Source organism: Sphingomonas sp., from assembly GCF_041661825.1.
In the GTDB taxonomy this organism is placed as follows: Bacteria; Pseudomonadota; Alphaproteobacteria; order Sphingomonadales; family Sphingomonadaceae; genus Sphingomonas.
Window position 1 is genome coordinate 1101266 of the sequence record NZ_JBAZTU010000002.1, and the last position, 15500, is coordinate 1116765.

The 15500-nt window shown below is 65.4% G+C and carries 16 protein-coding genes; 14 read left to right on the top strand and 2 right to left on the bottom strand.

Annotated elements, in window-relative coordinates:
* Positions 1–190: 190 nt before the first annotated feature.
* From WC729_RS12415 to WC729_RS12475, 13 genes are all read left to right on the top strand, one after another.
* The gene (locus WC729_RS12415; RefSeq protein WP_372853093.1) at positions 191–1633 is read left to right on the top strand and encodes a hypothetical protein; all 1443 of its coding nucleotides are present in this window, start codon (positions 191–193) and stop codon (positions 1631–1633) included.
* A gap of 99 nt (positions 1634–1732) precedes the next feature.
* Positions 1733–2308, top strand: coding sequence for a NifU family protein (locus WC729_RS12420; RefSeq protein ID WP_372853095.1), 576 nt, complete (start codon positions 1733–1735; stop codon positions 2306–2308).
* Positions 2309–2339: 31 nt separating this feature from the next.
* Positions 2340–2936 (top strand): malonic semialdehyde reductase, encoded by a 597-nt coding sequence (locus WC729_RS12425; RefSeq protein WP_372853097.1) that lies wholly within the window; start codon positions 2340–2342, stop codon positions 2934–2936.
* Complete coding sequence (gene tsaB / locus WC729_RS12430) at positions 2929–3564, top strand: tRNA (adenosine(37)-N6)-threonylcarbamoyltransferase complex dimerization subunit type 1 TsaB (protein ID WP_372853099.1); 636 nt, start codon at positions 2929–2931, stop codon at positions 3562–3564. The genes WC729_RS12425 and tsaB overlap by 8 nt, the downstream gene beginning before the upstream one ends.
* Positions 3561–4037, top strand: coding sequence for a GNAT family N-acetyltransferase (locus WC729_RS12435; protein WP_372853101.1), 477 nt, complete (start codon positions 3561–3563; stop codon positions 4035–4037). The genes tsaB and WC729_RS12435 overlap by 4 nt, the downstream gene beginning before the upstream one ends.
* A gap of 109 nt (positions 4038–4146) precedes the next feature.
* Entirely contained in the window at positions 4147–4563 is a 417-nt protein-coding gene (locus WC729_RS12440; protein WP_372853103.1) for a MucR family transcriptional regulator, read from the top strand.
* Positions 4564–4679: 116 nt separating this feature from the next.
* The gene (locus WC729_RS12445; RefSeq protein ID WP_372853105.1) at positions 4680–5102 is read left to right on the top strand and encodes a Fur family transcriptional regulator; all 423 of its coding nucleotides are present in this window, start codon (positions 4680–4682) and stop codon (positions 5100–5102) included.
* A 72-nt stretch (positions 5103–5174) separates the two neighbouring features.
* Positions 5175–5990 (top strand): lysophospholipid acyltransferase family protein, encoded by an 816-nt coding sequence (locus WC729_RS12450; protein ID WP_372853324.1) that lies wholly within the window; start codon positions 5175–5177, stop codon positions 5988–5990.
* Between the two features lie 39 nt (positions 5991–6029).
* Complete coding sequence (gene miaB, locus WC729_RS12455) at positions 6030–7352, top strand: tRNA (N6-isopentenyl adenosine(37)-C2)-methylthiotransferase MiaB (protein WP_372853107.1); 1323 nt, start codon at positions 6030–6032, stop codon at positions 7350–7352.
* A 317-nt stretch (positions 7353–7669) separates the two neighbouring features.
* Positions 7670–8668 carry a PhoH family protein gene (locus WC729_RS12460; protein ID WP_372853109.1) on the top strand — a complete coding sequence of 333 codons (999 nt, stop codon included), beginning with the start codon at positions 7670–7672 and terminating at the stop codon, positions 8666–8668.
* Positions 8669–8824: 156 nt separating this feature from the next.
* Positions 8825–9337 carry an rRNA maturation RNase YbeY gene (ybeY, locus tag WC729_RS12465; RefSeq protein WP_372853111.1) on the top strand — a complete coding sequence of 171 codons (513 nt, stop codon included), beginning with the start codon at positions 8825–8827 and terminating at the stop codon, positions 9335–9337.
* A gap of 9 nt (positions 9338–9346) precedes the next feature.
* A complete protein-coding gene (locus tag WC729_RS12470; RefSeq protein WP_372853113.1) occupies positions 9347–10273 on the top strand; it encodes a hemolysin family protein in 927 nt (308 codons plus the stop codon).
* 84 nt (positions 10274–10357) lie between these two features.
* The gene (locus tag WC729_RS12475) at positions 10358–11332 is read left to right on the top strand and encodes a phosphoribosylaminoimidazolesuccinocarboxamide synthase (protein ID WP_372853115.1); all 975 of its coding nucleotides are present in this window, start codon (positions 10358–10360) and stop codon (positions 11330–11332) included.
* Between the two features lie 126 nt (positions 11333–11458).
* Here the strand turns inward: WC729_RS12475 and WC729_RS12480 are convergent, their stop codons facing one another.
* Complete coding sequence (locus WC729_RS12480) at positions 11459–11815, bottom strand: hypothetical protein (protein WP_372853117.1); 357 nt, start codon at positions 11813–11815, stop codon at positions 11459–11461.
* A gap of 628 nt (positions 11816–12443) precedes the next feature.
* Here WC729_RS12480 and WC729_RS12485 point away from each other — a divergent pair.
* Positions 12444–14378 (top strand): di-heme-cytochrome C peroxidase, encoded by a 1935-nt coding sequence (locus WC729_RS12485; RefSeq protein ID WP_372853119.1) that lies wholly within the window; start codon positions 12444–12446, stop codon positions 14376–14378.
* A gap of 28 nt (positions 14379–14406) precedes the next feature.
* Here the strand turns inward: WC729_RS12485 and WC729_RS12490 are convergent, their stop codons facing one another.
* A complete protein-coding gene (locus tag WC729_RS12490; RefSeq protein ID WP_372853121.1) occupies positions 14407–15306 on the bottom strand; it encodes a serine protease in 900 nt (299 codons plus the stop codon).
* Positions 15307–15500: the final 194 nt, after the last annotated feature.

The window sequence follows — 15500 nt, forward strand, 5'->3', positions numbered from 1 at the left end:
ACCGTCACATCGACATCGCCCGCAGGACCGCGATCCGCAAGCGACGGTTATCCCTCAAGAAATGACCGATCCGGTCTTAATTAGGGCCAGTCATGGAATCGCGCTATAGTCGGCAGCGCCTGGACCACGTCCCGGCGACGAGGGGGGAATCATGCGGAGCGTGCGGACAGCAGCCTGTGTTCTCGCGGCCATGGGCTCGGCCCCGGCCCTTGCCCAGTCCGATCCGGGGGGCGTCGCGATGGGGCCGCTGATGTGCGCCTATCCCAGCGGCTATGCGCCTTGTTCGAGCGGCCCGCCCCCGGCCGCCTATGTGCCGCCACCTTACGATCCGCTGCCCGATCTCGACCGGCGGTACCAGGCAGCGCTCGCGCGGTTGAGCGCGCAGGTTCGCGGGCTCGAGGCGCTGACCGCTTCGGGCGCGCCCGCGACGATGGAGGAATTGAACAGCCGGCTCGATGTCGCCTTTGTCGGCGGGGCTTACCGGCTCGATGCGCTCAACGCGCGGCGCAATCATCTGTCGGCGGCGGCGTACAGCTCGCAGACCGAGGTCGATTCGCTGCGCGAGGAGGCGAACCGGCTCGAGGCGAACATGGCGTCGGCGGCGGGGCGCAGGGCGACGTTCCTCCAGCAGCGCGATGCCGCGCGGGCAAAAATCCGCGAGGCGGAGGCGACGATCGCCGCGATGACCATTCGCACCGCCGCGCTGAACCGGCGATCGGATGCGGTCGCGGCGAACATCGTGCAGTGGGTGACGGTCGCCGCGCCGCCCAAGGCCCGGCTGGTGACGGCGGCCAATGCCAAGGCCCGCGGGCGCGTGGCCGCGGGGTGGCTGGTGCCCGAGTTCGGCGAGAGCGCTGGGCCGGCGCGGCTCAATGTCAGCCGGCCGCCCTTGCCCGTGCCGCCCGAGCGCGGCGTCGCGTTCCGGGCGCCACCCGGGGGCTCGGTCGAGGAGAAGCTCGTCGCGGTCGAGCGGCTGCCCGGCCTGATCGAGACCGCCGCGCGCGCGGTCGATGCGCTCAACCCGCAGATCGGCGCGCTGGAGGCGGCGACCGAGGAACTCACCCTGCGCGTCAACGCGCTGAAGCAGCAGGGCGACGCGATGGAGAGCGAGATCTGGACACTGAAATTCGCCGCTAGCGCGGCGGAGGACAAGCGCGACCGGACGGTCCAGAACGAGCGGACCATCGCCCGGGACATGGTGCGCACCGCGGTCGAAACCTGGGCGTTGCAGACGCTGCGCGACGAGGTCGCGATCCCGGCGGTGCAGCGGCTGGTGAAGGCGAACGCCACGCCGGCGATGGTCGCCAGCCTGACCAACAGGCGCGTCGGCCAGATGTATGCGGCGGGCCGTTCCCTGATCGCCACGCCGGTGAGCGGGACGTGGAAGAATCTGGAAGCATTCATGGCTACCGAAAAGGTGATCCTGAAGGGCCTGCAGGACCCATTCGACTATATCACCGCGGCGGCGGAGGAATTATCGTCGACCGGGCGGTCGCGCGCGGATGCGCTGGGTGCGGCGATCTGCGCCGGACAGACCCGACATGCGATGGACATCACCGAGGCGGCGGGGGGCGCCCTGCCCGGCCCGGTCGGCGAGATCGCCCGCGGCATGGTCGACGGCGCCTGCCGCTGAGCCGAAATCGAGGATGGGAAAGGTGTTTTTGACGAAACGAAAGGCAGGGTTTCGCACTAGCGCCTTGATCCCGCCCCTCGTCCGGCCCACATGCACCCTATGCTGATCGAGACCGAAACGACGCCGAACCCGGCGACCATCAAGTTCCTCCCCGGCCGCACGGTCATGGAGGCGGGTACCCGCGACTTCGCGACGCCGGAGGAAGCCGAAGCCTCGCCGCTGGCGGACGCGCTGTTCGGGCTGGGTGACGTGACCGGCGTGTTCTTCGGGCGCAACTTCATCTCGGTCACCGCGGCACCGGGTGTCGAGTGGGAAGGGCTGAAGCCCGACGTGCTGGGCCTGCTGCTCGACCATTTCAGCGCCAACATGCCGCTGTTCCGCCCCGGCAGTGCCGGCGGGATCGCAGTGCCGAGCGCGGACGAGAGTTTTGCCGAGGACCCCGCGGATGCCGACATCGTCATCCAGATCAAGGAACTGATCGAGACGCGGGTGCGCCCGGCGGTGGCGAACGACGGTGGCGACATCATCTATCGCGGCTTCGACAAGGGCAAGGTCTATCTGCAGATGCAGGGCGCCTGTTCGGGTTGCCCCTCGTCGAGCGCGACCCTGAAGAACGGGATCGAGCAGCTGCTCAAATATTATGTCCCCGAGGTCACCGAGGTCCGCGCGGTCTGATTCCGCGCCTGTAGCTATCAAGGGTTCTGCCATGAGCGAGAAGCTGTCCGACGCAGCGCTCGACACGATCTTCCGTGCCGCGCGTACTTACAACGGCTATACTGACGAGGCCGTGTCCGAGGCCGATCTGCGCGCCATCTGGGACCTGATGAAATGGGGCCCCACCTCCGCCAACCAGCTGCCCGCACGGCTGATCTGGTGCGTGAGCGACGAGGCCAAGGCGAAGCTCGCCGCCTGCGCCAGCGCGCAGAACGCTCCCAAGATCCTGGCCGCGCCGGTGACGGTGATCCTGGGCATGGACACCAATTTCCACGAGCATTTGCCCGAGCTGTTCCCGCACAACCAGACCGCGAAGAGCTGGTTCGACGGCAATAGCGAAGTGCGCGAGGTGTCGGCGTTGCGCAACTCGACCCTGCAGGGCGCCTATTTCATCATCGCGGCGCGCGCGCTGGGACTCGATACCGGGCCGATGTCCGGCTTCGACAATGGCAAGGTCGATGCGGCGTTCTTCGCCGATACGCCGGCGGTGCGGTCCAACTTCATTTCGACCCTGGGGCATGGCGATCCCGCGACGATCTTCGAACGGCTGCCGCGGCCCGAATTCGAGCGGTTCAACACGATTGCCTGAGACGGCTCTTACCCTCGTCATCGAAACGGCCACCGCCGCCTGCTCGGTCGCGCTGATCGAGGCCGGCGTGGTGATCGAGGCGCGGCACGAGGTCGTCGGGCGCGGCCATGCCGAACGGCTCGTGCCGATGATCGCCGAACTGCCTAAAGGCGGCCGCGCGTCGCGCATCCTGGTCGATTGCGGGCCGGGCAGCTTCACCGGAGTGCGCGTGGGCATTGCCGCGGCACGCGGCCTGGCGCTGGGCTGGGGCGCCGAGGCGTTCGGCTATTCCTCGCTGCCACTAATCGCTGCGGCTGGATTTGCGCAGAATCCGGGTTGGTCCAGCCTTGCCGTCGTGCTGGAAGGCGGGCATGGCGAGGTCTTCATGCAGGCCTTCGACGCTCAGCTCGCGCCCCTCTCCGCGCTCGCCTCGCTCAAGCCCGAGGCGGCGCTCGCCCTGCTGGACGGGCGGCCGGCGATCGGCAACGGCGTGCGTTTCCTGAAGGCGATCGACGAGACGCTGGCGCTGACCGAAGCGCTGCCGCGCGCCGCCGATGCGGTGCTGCTGCCCGCCCTCCTCTCCACCCTGCCGCCCCGACCGATCTACGGCCGGGCGCCCGACGCGAAGCCGCTCGCGCCGGCGCAATGAGTACGACCCTCAACATGATCGAATTGCGTTCCGGCAGCGTTGCCGATCTCGCGCTGATCGATCAGCTCATGCAGGGGGCGTTCGATCCGCGGTTCGGCGAGGCATGGACCCGCAACCAGTGCCTGGGAATCCTCGCCATGCCTGGCGTGTGGCTGACCATCGCGGCGATCGACGGCATGCCCGCCGGCTTCGCCCTGTCGCGGATCGTCGCCGACGAGGCGGAGTTGCTGCTGCTGGCGACAGTGCCCGCGATGCGACGCCGCGGCGTGGCCGCCGCGTTACTACGTTCTGTCATTAGCGATGCCATAAGTTCCGGCGCGGTTACTCTCCATCTGGAAGTCCGCGAGGGCAATGAAGCGATCAAGCTGTATCGCGGTACAGGTTTCGTTAAGGTTGGCGAGCGCCGTAACTATTATCGGGGTACCGCGGGTCAGGCATTCCACGCCTATACCTATAGCCGCAACCTTCCCTGAAAACGGTTTCAATTCGCAATTGTTACTTGCACGTTGCGATCCGAAGTAGGATAGCGCGCGGCACGGATGCGAATTCAATGCAACCGAATAATGGGTCGAAAGGAATATAATGGATACGCAAAGCGAGTTGCAGGAAACCTTGATAACGCTGACTGCGGATATTGTCGCCGCCCATGTCAGCAACAATAGCGTGGCCGTTTCGGACCTGCCGGTGCTGATCGCCAACGTGCACGGCGCACTCGCGGGCCTTGGCGGCGCCGCTCCGGTACCGGAAGTGAAGCAGGAGCCGGCGGTTTCGATCCGCGCCTCGATCAAGCCCGACTATATCGTCTGCCTCGAGGACGGCAAGAAACTCAAGATGTTGAAGCGTCACCTGATGACTCACTATCAGATGACCCCGGAACAGTACCGCGCCAAGTGGAACCTGCCGGCCGACTATCCGATGGTCGCCCCCAACTATGCCGAGCAACGCCGCACGCTGGCGAAGAAGATCGGCCTGGGCACGAAGCGCCGCAAGCCGCGCTGATCGGACCGCTGCCTTACGAGCCCCCCGACCCATCCCCCCGACGGGGAGGGGGGCTTTCGGCTTATTGCGAGTCGGTCGCCCTTTATCAATAAGCCCAAAGAGACTACATGCGTGTCATGGCACGCAAGATAGATCTCGAAGCCCTGTGCAATGAAAAGGGCCTGCGGATTACCGACCAGCGCCGCGTCATCGCGCGCGTCCTTTCCGAAGCCGAGGACCATCCCGATGTGGAGAAGGTCTATGCCCGCGCCTCGGCGATCGACCCCGGCATCTCGATCGCGACCGTCTACCGCACGGTGCGCCTGTTCGAGGAGGCCGGCATCCTCGACCGCCATGATTTCGGCGACGGCCGCTCACGCTACGAGCCCGCGCCCGAATCGCACCACGATCACCTGATCGACGTCGAGACCGGCAAGGTGATCGAGTTCGTCGATCCCGAGCTCGAGCAGTTGCAAAAGGCGATCGCCGAACGGCTCGGCTTCCGCCTGGTCGACCACCGCATGGAATTGTACGGCGTCGCCCTCGACCGCAAGTCCTGAGCCTTGCCCGACGCCGATCTGAGGCGTGACGCGGCGGCAGGCAGACCTGCCCCCATCGATGCCCTTGGCTGGATGCGGATCGGCCTGCGCGCAGCGGGACTGATCCTCGGGCTGCTGGTCACCGTTCCGCTCCACTATCTGTGGCGCCTGTTGCGCATCGGATCGCCCTGGCCGCGGATCTTCCTCGCCTGGGCGGGGCGCATGGCCGGGGCGCGGGTCGAGCGGGTCGGCGTGCCGTTGAAGCGCGACGTCTTCTACATCTCCAATCATCTGAGCTGGATCGATATCCTGGCGATCGCCGGGCAGAGCGGCACTGCCTTCGTCGCCAAGGAGGAAATCCGCGACGCGCCGGTGGTGGGCTGGCTCTCGACGCTCAACCAGACGGTCTATGTGAAGCGCGAGAACCGCATGGGCGTGGCGGAGCAGATCAACCAGTTGCGCGATGCGCTGACCGACAATTGGTCGGTCACCGTGTTTCCGGAAGGGACCACGACCGACGGCAAATCGCTGCTGCCGTTCAAGACGCCCATGCTGCGCGTGCTCGAGCCCCCGCCGCCGGGCGTGCTCGTCCAGCCCGTGCTGCTCGATTATGGCGCGATGAGCGAGGAGGTCGGCTGGGTCGGGGTCGAGACCGGCGTGGACAACGCCAAGCGGCTGTTGTCGCGGCGCGGATCGTTCCGGATGAAGGTGCATTTCCTGGAGCCTTTTTATCCGCAGGATTTCCCCGGGCGGAAGGCGATCGCGGCGGAGAGCCGGCGGCGGATCGAGGAGGCGCTGGTGGCGTCGCTCGGGCATCCGCTGCGACCCTTTGCCTATGCGGTCGATGCGGTGCGGTATGAAGCGCCGGCGGAGCAGCCGATCGAGATCCCATCCTCCGATGGGGGATGATTTGAAGTGGCGCGGCGCTCGGCCTATAGGCGCCGCATCATGAAACCCTCCCCCAAGACTTTCCACGTCAAGTCGTTCGGCTGCCAGATGAACATGTATGACGGCGACCGCATGAGCGAGCTCATGGCCGCCGAGGGGCTGACCGCGACCGACGACGCCGGTGCCGCGGACCTTGTCGTGCTCAACACCTGCCACATCCGCGAGCGGGCGACCGAGAAGGTCTATTCCGACATCGGCCGCCTGCGGAAGAATGGCCGTGCGCCGATGATCGCGGTAGCCGGCTGCGTCGCGCAGGCCGAGGGCGCGGAGATCGTCCGCCGCGCCAAGGTGGACGTGGTGGTCGGCCCGCAGGCCTATCACAATCTGCCCGAGCTGGTGGCGAAGGCGGTTCGGGGCGAGGAAGCGCTCGACACCGACATGCCGGTCGAGACCAAGTTCGGCCACCTGCCCGCCCGCCGCCGCGTGCCGCCGTCGGCGTTCCTGACGGTGCAGGAAGGCTGCGACAAATTCTGCACGTATTGCGTGGTGCCCTATACCCGCGGTGCGGAGGTAAGCCGGCCCTGGGCGGCGATCGTCGACGAGGCGAAGGCGCTGGTCGATGCGGGCGCGCGGGAGATCACGCTGCTGGGGCAGAACGTCAATGCCTGGACGGGCGAGGATGCGGCCGGGCGCACGGGCGGGCTGGATGCGCTGGTGCGCGAGCTCGACCGGATCGCGGGACTTGCGCGCATCCGCTATACGACCAGCCACCCCAACGACATGACCCAGGAACTCATCGACGCGCACCGCGATGTCGGGAAGCTGATGCCGTTCCTGCATCTGCCGGTGCAGGCGGGGAGCGACCGCATCCTCAAGGCGATGAACCGCAGCCATAGTCGGGACAGCTATCTGCGCATCCTCGACCGGGTGCGCGCAGCGCGGCCTGACATCGCGCTGTCGGGCGATTTCATCGTGGGCTTCCCGGGCGAGACCGAGGCGGATTTCGCGGATACATTGAGCCTGATCGAAGCGGTCGGGTATGCCCAGGCGTTCAGCTTCAAATACAGCCCGCGTCCTGGAACGCCGGCGGCGGAGATGAGCGACCAGATCGCGCCCGAGGTGATGGACGAGCGGCTGCAGCGGCTGCAGGCGGCGATCAATCGCGACCAGGAGGCGTTCAACAAGGCCAGCGTCGGGCGGACCTGCGACATCTTGCTCGAGCGCAAGGGCAAGCTGCCTGGGCAGCTGATCGGCAAGTCGCCCTGGCTGCAATCGGTGCATCTCGTCTCCAGCGGGGCGATCGGGGATATGGTCGAGGTGGAGATCGAGGCGGCGTGGCCGAATTCGGTGTCGGGCGTTGAGCGGGTGCGGGTCGAGGCCTAACTTACTCCCCCTCCCTACAAGGGAGGGGCTGGGGGTGGGTCAGCGGCGAGCGGGGCTCGATGCCCCGATCGCCGCTTCTGGCGGAACGTGCGGAGGGCTCGCTGCGCTCGCCACCCACCCCCGGCCCCTCCCTTGTAGGGAGGGGAGAGCTTCGTTGCCGAAAGATCGGGACTGTTGCCCGTTTCCCTCTGTCCTCCGCGCCTGCGCTCTGCCAAACTCGCGAGCGGATGACGCTGACTCGCCCCTTCCCCGGAACACCGCGCCGCGCGGTCCGTTCGGGTGAGTCGCCCGCCCCCCCTCCCGCCTGAAGGAACCGCATGAGCCGCAAGCCTGTCCAAGCCCAGTCCGGTGACCGCAGCCGTACCGAGGTCGTGTTCGACAAGCCCCAGCTCATGCCGCAGCTCTTCGGGGAGTTCGACCAGAACCTGTTGCTGCTCGAGAATCGCATGGGGGTATACATCACCGCGCGGGGCAATCGCGTGGGGCTGGAAGGCACCGCCGAGTCGGTCGCGGCGGCGCGCGACGTGCTGCAGAGCCTGTACAACCGCATCGTACGCGGCGAGCGGGCCGATGCCGGGCTGGTCGACGCCGTGATCGCGATGTCGGCCGAGCCGACGCTGGCGGGCATCATCCGCGCGGACGCGGACGGTGCGCCGCAGGTGATGATCCGCACGCGCAAGAAGACGATCGTGCCGCGGACCCTGGCGCAGCAGCATTATATGCGCGAGCTGCTTAACCACGACATCATCTTCGCGCTCGGGCCGGCAGGCACGGGCAAGACCTATATCGCGGTGGCGCAGGCCGTCGCGCAGCTGATCACGGGGAGCGTGCAGCGGCTGATCCTGTCGCGGCCGGCGGTGGAGGCGGGCGAGAAGCTCGGCTTCCTGCCGGGCGACATGAAGGAGAAGGTCGATCCCTATCTGCGGCCGCTCTACGACGCGCTGAACGACTGCCTGCCGGCGGAGCAGGTCGAGCGGCGCATCCTCAGCGGCGAGATCGAGATCGCGCCGATCGCCTTCATGCGCGGGCGGACGCTGGCCGATGCCTTCATCATCCTGGACGAAGCGCAGAACACCACGCCGGCGCAGATGAAGATGTTCCTGACCCGCTTCGGCGAGAACAGCCGCATGGTGGTGTGCGGCGACCCCAAGCAGACCGATCTTCCCGGGGGCATGGCGGCGTCCGGCCTGAACGATGCGGTCGGGCGGCTGGAGGGAGTCGAGGGGCTGTCGATCTGCCGATTCGGCTCGGGCGACGTGGTGCGGCATCCGATCGTTGGGCGGATCGTCGAGGCGTATGAGGGCGTGGATGCTTGAATTGATCATCTTCCCCTCCCTGCAAGGGAGGGGACAAAGGGGTGGGTCCAGTGGCGAGCCCGGCTCGATGCCCCGGTCGACGCTTTTTGCGGGACGCACGGAGGGCTCGCTGCGCTCGCTACCCACCCCCTGCCCCTCCCTTTCAGGGAGGGGAGGATGTTAGAAACCGCCCTTTCCATCGAGGCCCCCTGGCCCGAGACCATCGACTGGGAGGCGCTCGCCCTGCGCGCGGCGACCGCGGCGATGGAGCGGACCGAGCATGGGGAGATGCTGACTGCGTCCGCCTTGGTCGAGATCTCCGTTCGCCTCACCACCGATGAGGAAGTACGGACGCTCAACGCGCAGTATCGGCAGAAGGACAAGCCGACCAATGTGCTGAGCTTCCCGATGGTGCAGGCGGACCTGCTCGACACGATCGACCAGAATTCGGACGATGGCGAAGTGCTGCTCGGCGATATCGTGCTGGCGTACGGCGTGTGCGCAAGCGAGGCGGCCGAGAAGAATATCTCCATCGCGGATCATGCGACTCATTTGATCGTGCATGGCACGCTGCATTTACTCGGCTATGATCATATGGAAGACCCTGAGGCCGAGGCGATGGAGCGGATCGAGACCGAGGCGCTGAAGGCGCTGGGGATCGACGACCCCTATCTGATTCAAGAGGACTGACCCACTAAAATGCCCGAAGGCGACAGTAGCAGCGGCACCGGACGAAACACGGACGGCGCCGGAACCCAGGAAGGCAGCATATGGCGCTCCTTCCGCTCCTTCATCTTTGGCGATCCGGGGGATGATTCGCTCCGCGCGCAGCTCGAGGAAGCGATCGACGCGCATGAGGACGATCCCGAGCCCGACGCGGCCGGCGACCTTTCCCCGCTCGAGCGCCAGATGGTGCGGAACCTGCTGCATTTCGGCGAGCGCGACGCGGGCGATGTCGGCGTGCCGCGCGCGGACATCGTTGCGGTGGAGGAGAAGACCAGCTTCGCCGACCTGATCAAGCTGTTCGCCGAGGCCGGGCACAGCCGGTTGCCGGTGTACCGCGAGAAGCTCGATACGATCATCGGCATGATCCACATGAAGGACGTGTTCAACATCCTGGCGACCGGGGCCGAGCATCCCGCGACGCTGGAAGGGCTGATCCGCGAGCCGCTGTACGTGCCGATGTCGCGCGGGGCGCTCGATCTGCTGGCGGACATGCGGCAGAAGCGTGTGCATCTCGCCATCGTGCTCGACGAGTATTTCGGGACCGAAGGGCTCGTCACGATCGAGGACCTGATCGAGGAGATCACCGGCGACATCGAGGACGAGCATGACGACGCGCCCGAAGCGCTGCTCGTGCCGCTCGATGGCGGCGCGTGGGAAGCGGATGCGCGCGCCGAGCTGGAGGATGTCGCGGAGACGATCGGGACCGAGCTGGACGTGGACGGCGATGTCGACACGATCGGCGGCCTGGCCGCGGTGCTGGCCGGGCACGTGCCGCAACGGGGCGAGTGCATCCAGCATGACAGCGGCTGGACGATCGAAGTGATCGAGGCCGAGCCGACCCGGGTGGAACGGGTGCGGCTGCATCCACCCAGGGCGCGGCCGGAGAGCGACGAGGGTTGAGCCGGCTCGGGGCGAACAGCGGGGGTTCGGATTTGCCGCTCGATGCTCTAGGGACGCGCCGCATACCCTCACAAGGACCTGTCCATGTCGCCTCAAGACCTTGCCGCTTATGCCACGCGCGTGCTGGACGATGCGACGATCCCGCAGCTGCCGAAGCATTACCGCGGCAAGGTGCGCGACAATTACGATCTGGCCGATGGGCGCCGGGTGATCATCGCGAGCGACCGGCTGAGCGCGTTCGACCGGATCCTCTGCGCCGTGCCGTTCAAGGGGCAGATCCTTACTCAGACCGCGCGCTTCTGGTTCGAGCAGACCGCCGATATCTGCGCCAACCATGTGCTGGGATATCCTGACCCCAACGTGTTGCTGTGCCGCCGGCTCGACATATTGCCGGTGGAGATTGTGGTGCGCGGCTATCTCGCGGGGACGACGGGCACCTCGATCCTGACACTCTACAAGGCGGGCCAGCGCACCATGTACGGCATGACCCTGCCCGACGGGATGCACGACAATCAGGCCCTGCCCGCCCCCGTCATCACGCCGACCAGCAAGGAATTCGACGGCGGGCACGACGCCCCACTGACGCCGGCCGAGATCCTCGAGCACAAGCTGCTCACGCCCGCGCAGTGGGAAGAGATCAGCGCCACTGCGCTCGCGCTGTTCGCACGCGGTCAGAGCATGGCGGCCGAGCGCGGGCTGATCCTGGCCGACACCAAATATGAGTTCGGCGTGGACCCGGACGGCAAGATCATCCTGGCGGACGAGATCCACACGCCGGACAGCAGCCGCTACTGGAAACAGGCGAGCTATGCCGAGCGCTTCGAAGGCGGCGAGCGGCCCGAAAGCTTCGACAAGGACTTCATCCGCGCCTGGGTGGCGGCGCGGTGCGACCCATATACCGACCCGATCCCGGCGATTCCGCAGGAGCTCGTGCTGGGCACCTCGGCGATCTATGCCGAGGCGTTCGAGACGATCACGGGCGAAGGGTTCGAGCCCGATCTGGCGGGGGCGACGGTACTGGAGCGGATTACCGAGCGGTTGGCGCCGTTGTTCGATTGAGACCGGGCGGCGACGGGCCTTTTCGCTGATCCGTGCCCCCAAGGCGGGAGGCACGGTCAGGCGTTGGTCCGTACTATTGTCCGGCGGCCCTGGCCTCACCGGACAATAGCGGACGCGAGGTTCAGATCACGGATTGATCTGGATGTAATCCACGTCTTCGGTCGAGCTCCGCAAGGTGCACGTCCCAGTCCCCACGACGTACACGCCCTTGGCGCCCTGCTGCGCGGTGATGACGTTCTTGTAGAGCGTCTGCCCGCCCAGGCTTGAGGTACCGAACGCAAATTGATGGTTGCCGTTGCAGGTCGACCAGGGCGAAGACGGCGTCGTCGTGCCGATCGTGATAAGCACGAGGCCCGACTGAAAAACAACGACGCTCTGGATGGTGGTCAGTCCGGAATAGGTCGGCGTGGCGAAAGCCGCGGACGACATGGTCATCATCGCGACACACGAGAGCGCCGCTTTGATCGATTTGGAAATTTTCATAAATGCTCCTTGGTTGACACATAGTTCTGCGGAAGGTTCCAATTGTACTTCTCCCGCGCGAACACAGTCCGTCGCGACGCGACGGCCTCCTTCATTGGCCGATGATCAATATTGCGTCGGCCGCGCCACGGTCTCGGATGGCAATCTCTGCCAAATGGACCGGACGACATATCTTTAGGGGGGCGTGGAGATGTTTTGAATCGATGGCCGATTCGCGGAGGGCTATGCTTGCGCTTCGATCCAAGGCCCGGGCGGAGGCGTCTGGAGCGGCGACAGGCGGAGCAGCGGCCGGCGCGGTGCGACGCGGCCAGCGGCGGCGGCTTTGCAGCGCGCCAAATCACGCGTTCCAGAGAGCGAAGCTGGAGGCCGGGAAGAGATATAGGGCCGCGGTACGTGTCATCTGAATAGCGAGCAGCGCAATACAGGCTCAATCACGACCAGATTCCTAGCGAATGGCCGCGATATATAACCAGATTCGGTTCCTTTATCGCCGATCTCGATGTTTATTGCTCTTCAGAAAATACCAACTCCCCTGTCGCAATACGACTTATTATTCGCGCGGTTGCATTTGCTAATTGTTGGAATATATTCGAGCCATATTCCGCAAAGACTTCGGGGGGAGGCGCGCGTGACTTCGGCGATCGGCAGCAGAACAGGACATTTCATCTTAGCGGTCTCAGCGTCGATCCTGGCGCTGACCGCCTGTGCTCATGTCGCCAGCGAGCCGGCCCCGGCGCCCGAACCCGAGGGTCAGAACTGGACCGATCGCGATCGATTTGAATGGTATCGCGGCTCGCAGGGCTCCCGGCTGATACCTGAAAAGTGGCTCATGGCGATCGAAGCACCCACCTCCACCATGTTGTTCATGGATCGCGCCTATTTCGACCGCTTCAACTATCTGCCGGCCGATGTCGCGCCGCAGGTGGTCGGAAGAGCGAAGCGGCCCTGCCCCACAGCGGCACCGGGCGACCAGCTTCCGATCGGCTTTGCCCGCGACTGCCAGTCGGACGAAAAGCTCAACGTCACGAAGCTGCGCTGGTACCAGGGTCAGTCGGACAAGGAGTCCTGGATCGGCCTCAACTGCGCCGCCTGCCACACCACCAGGATTACCTACAATGGTGAAGCCCGCGTCATCGACGGGGCCCCGGCCTTGTCGGACTTCCAGGGTTTCACCGATGCGTTGCGCGTGGCGATGCAGCAGACGCTCGCCGAACCCGCAAAATGGGACCGGTTTGCCGCCCGGGTGGTGACGCCGCGACGGCCGAAGGAAAAGAACGATCTACGCGTCGCGGCGGACCGGGTCTTGCTGAAAGCGGCGTTCGCCAGGCTTCTAGCCCACCAGAACGAACTGGAGGGGTTCAATCGCACCGCTAGCGTATACGGGTATGGGCGCCTCGATGCCGTCGGTCACATCCTGAACAAGGTGGCCTTTCTGAACAACTCCTCCGCTCCTCTTCGCGGCGAACCGGATGCGCCGGTCAGCTATCCTTTTATCTGGAACGCGAACCAGCATGATTTCGTCCAGTGGAACGGCCTTGTTCCCAACCAGAACATCAGAATCGGCAGAGGCGATCTGGACGCGGGCGCGCTGGTCAGGAACACCAGCGAAGTCATCGGAGTCTTTGCGGATGTCACCACCCGGCGAGAGGCGGGGCTGAACGGCTACAGATCCAGCGTCGACGTCGGCAACCTGGTGGCGATGGAAGATCAGTTGGGACGGCTGATGTCGCCCAAATGGCCGGCGGCGTTCGGGATGCCGGATACGGGGCAGGTTTCCTACGGCAAGCGACTCTTCAATCAGTCCTGCGCCGGTTGTCATGCGCCGCTGAAGCGGACCGACCTCAAAACGCCGATCGTCGCGCAGATGACCCCCATCTGGGACCCGGCTGGCCTCGGGACCGATCCCTGGATGGCGTGCAATACCTTCAGCTATCAAGCCCGCGGAGGAAACCTGACGGGAACGAAGGATGCCATCGCTGGCGGATTCCCCCTGCCCGCGATCGCCCCCACGCAAGACTATCTGAAGACCCAGGCGATCGGAGTTCTGCTGGGCAAGAAGAGCAAGATCGTGTGGATCGCCGTGGGCAAGGCGATCGGGAAGAAGGATCGGATCGAGGTTTTTGGTCTCGAGAGCGGCATCGAACGCCAGCCGCCGGCCGATCAGCCGCTGAGCGACGACCAGAGACTCGAGAATTGCAAAGCCGCGGCGAACGCGCTGCCGCCGACCGACAAGGCCGCGAGGACACTGGCGTACAAGGGCAGGCCGCTGAACGGCATCTGGGCCACCGCGCCTTATCTGCACAATGGCTCGGTACGTTCACTCTACGACCTGCTTCTCTCGCCGGAAAAGCGACCCACCAGCTTCTGGGTCGGCAACCGGGAATTCGATCCCCGGCATGTCGGATTCGTCAGCAAGGAACAGGGTTATGGCTCATGGTTCCGCACCAAGGACGCGAACGGCCGCAATATCTTCGGCAATTCGAACCTGGGCCATGATTATGGCAACCGCGGCTTCGGCGAGGACGAGCGGATGGCTCTCGTCGCGTATATGAAGACTCTCTGAGATCAGCCGGGACAGGAAGGCAGCGCGATCATGCCATCGCGAACCGGCTGAGAATCGCGTAGAGTGACCTGTCGATACGGCGCGCCCTGTTCGACCGGTCGTTGCCGGAAGTATGGATGCCGACGACGACGCGCTGTTCCCCGAACAGAGCAAAAATGGGCGCTCCGCTCATGCCCCCGACGGTGTCGAACGTGTAGCGCAGAAACATGCTGCCGACATCGTCGATACGGCCGCCATTGTAATGCTGCGTACGGCTCGCGCGATCCATCGGGTAGCCGCTCACGTTCAGCAGCAGCTTGTTGAGCTGCCGGTCGTCATACGCAGCGAAGCCGAACCAGCCGAGCCTGAGCCCGACGCTATTGTCATCCAGCACAAGCACGCCGAAATCCAGACCGGCGTCAGTATTCCCGTTAAGCCAGGCCGGATCGCAATAGGTCTGGTTCACCCGGTACGTGCCGAACGGGGCAGTACTGCCGTCGAAAGCGGGCGACACCAGTATTTCGGTAGCGCGGCCATGTTCGGGATGGCGGATATTGTGGCCGGCCGTGCCGAGCGCCTTTGCGCTCATGAACCAGGCCGTGCCCGTTGCCCTGATGCCATCCTCATAGGTGATCGACAGCAGCGCGACGCAGCGCCAGGGAACGCTCGTGGTATCCGGTACAGGCACCAGATTGTCGACGCCGATCATGTTCTCGAGAGCAAAGCCATCCACACCGAGAGACGCGGCGCCCATCGCCGTGGCGCGCGGAAAGAGGCCCGCATTGCGCGCCCTTGCAGTATCGAAGCCCGGCACTTTCTCCAGCGAGCTGCCACCATTGGTTTCCACCATCCTGCCCAGCGACAGATCAGGGGACGACGGCACGGCATCGGCGCGGGCCGGCCGGTCGAGCGGCGAGGACGGGACGTCGACCAGCCTGGGCAAGGTCATGATGCCCTTGCGAAACGCGGCGTCCGTTGTCCTGCCTCGATTTCGCTGTGTCGTGCTGGCCTTGGTAGTTTTTGTCGTTGCCATGCCTTCCCCCGATCGCTCGCGCAACAAGAGCACGCCCACCGAGCGCGGCGCACACCTTACCAAGAGTGTCTCGTCCGCATGGGAGGAAGTCAATCACGCTTCCATATTTC

Excerpts from the sequence above, each read along its gene's own strand:
- WC729_RS12415 (WP_372853093.1), top strand. The coding sequence starts at position 191 with ATGGGCTCGGCCCCGGCCCTTGCCCAGTCCGATCCGGGGGGCGTCGCG.
- WC729_RS12420 (WP_372853095.1), top strand. The coding sequence starts at position 1,733 with ATGCTGATCGAGACCGAAACGACGCCGAACCCGGCGACCATCAAGTTC.
- WC729_RS12425 (WP_372853097.1), top strand. The coding sequence starts at position 2,340 with ATGAGCGAGAAGCTGTCCGACGCAGCGCTCGACACGATCTTCCGTGCC.
- WC729_RS12435 (WP_372853101.1), top strand. The coding sequence starts at position 3,561 with ATGAGTACGACCCTCAACATGATCGAATTGCGTTCCGGCAGCGTTGCC.
- WC729_RS12440 (WP_372853103.1), top strand. The coding sequence starts at position 4,147 with ATGGATACGCAAAGCGAGTTGCAGGAAACCTTGATAACGCTGACTGCG.
- WC729_RS12445 (WP_372853105.1), top strand. The coding sequence starts at position 4,680 with ATGGCACGCAAGATAGATCTCGAAGCCCTGTGCAATGAAAAGGGCCTG.
- WC729_RS12450 (WP_372853324.1), top strand. The coding sequence starts at position 5,175 with ATGCGGATCGGCCTGCGCGCAGCGGGACTGATCCTCGGGCTGCTGGTC.
- miaB (WP_372853107.1), top strand. The coding sequence starts at position 6,030 with ATGAAACCCTCCCCCAAGACTTTCCACGTCAAGTCGTTCGGCTGCCAG.
- WC729_RS12460 (WP_372853109.1), top strand. The coding sequence starts at position 7,670 with ATGAGCCGCAAGCCTGTCCAAGCCCAGTCCGGTGACCGCAGCCGTACC.
- ybeY (WP_372853111.1), top strand. The coding sequence starts at position 8,825 with ATGTTAGAAACCGCCCTTTCCATCGAGGCCCCCTGGCCCGAGACCATC.
- WC729_RS12470 (WP_372853113.1), top strand. The coding sequence starts at position 9,347 with ATGCCCGAAGGCGACAGTAGCAGCGGCACCGGACGAAACACGGACGGC.
- WC729_RS12475 (WP_372853115.1), top strand. The coding sequence starts at position 10,358 with ATGTCGCCTCAAGACCTTGCCGCTTATGCCACGCGCGTGCTGGACGAT.
- WC729_RS12480 (WP_372853117.1), bottom strand. The coding sequence starts at position 11,815 with ATGAAAATTTCCAAATCGATCAAAGCGGCGCTCTCGTGTGTCGCGATG.
- WC729_RS12490 (WP_372853121.1), bottom strand. The coding sequence starts at position 15,306 with ATGACCTTGCCCAGGCTGGTCGACGTCCCGTCCTCGCCGCTCGACCGG.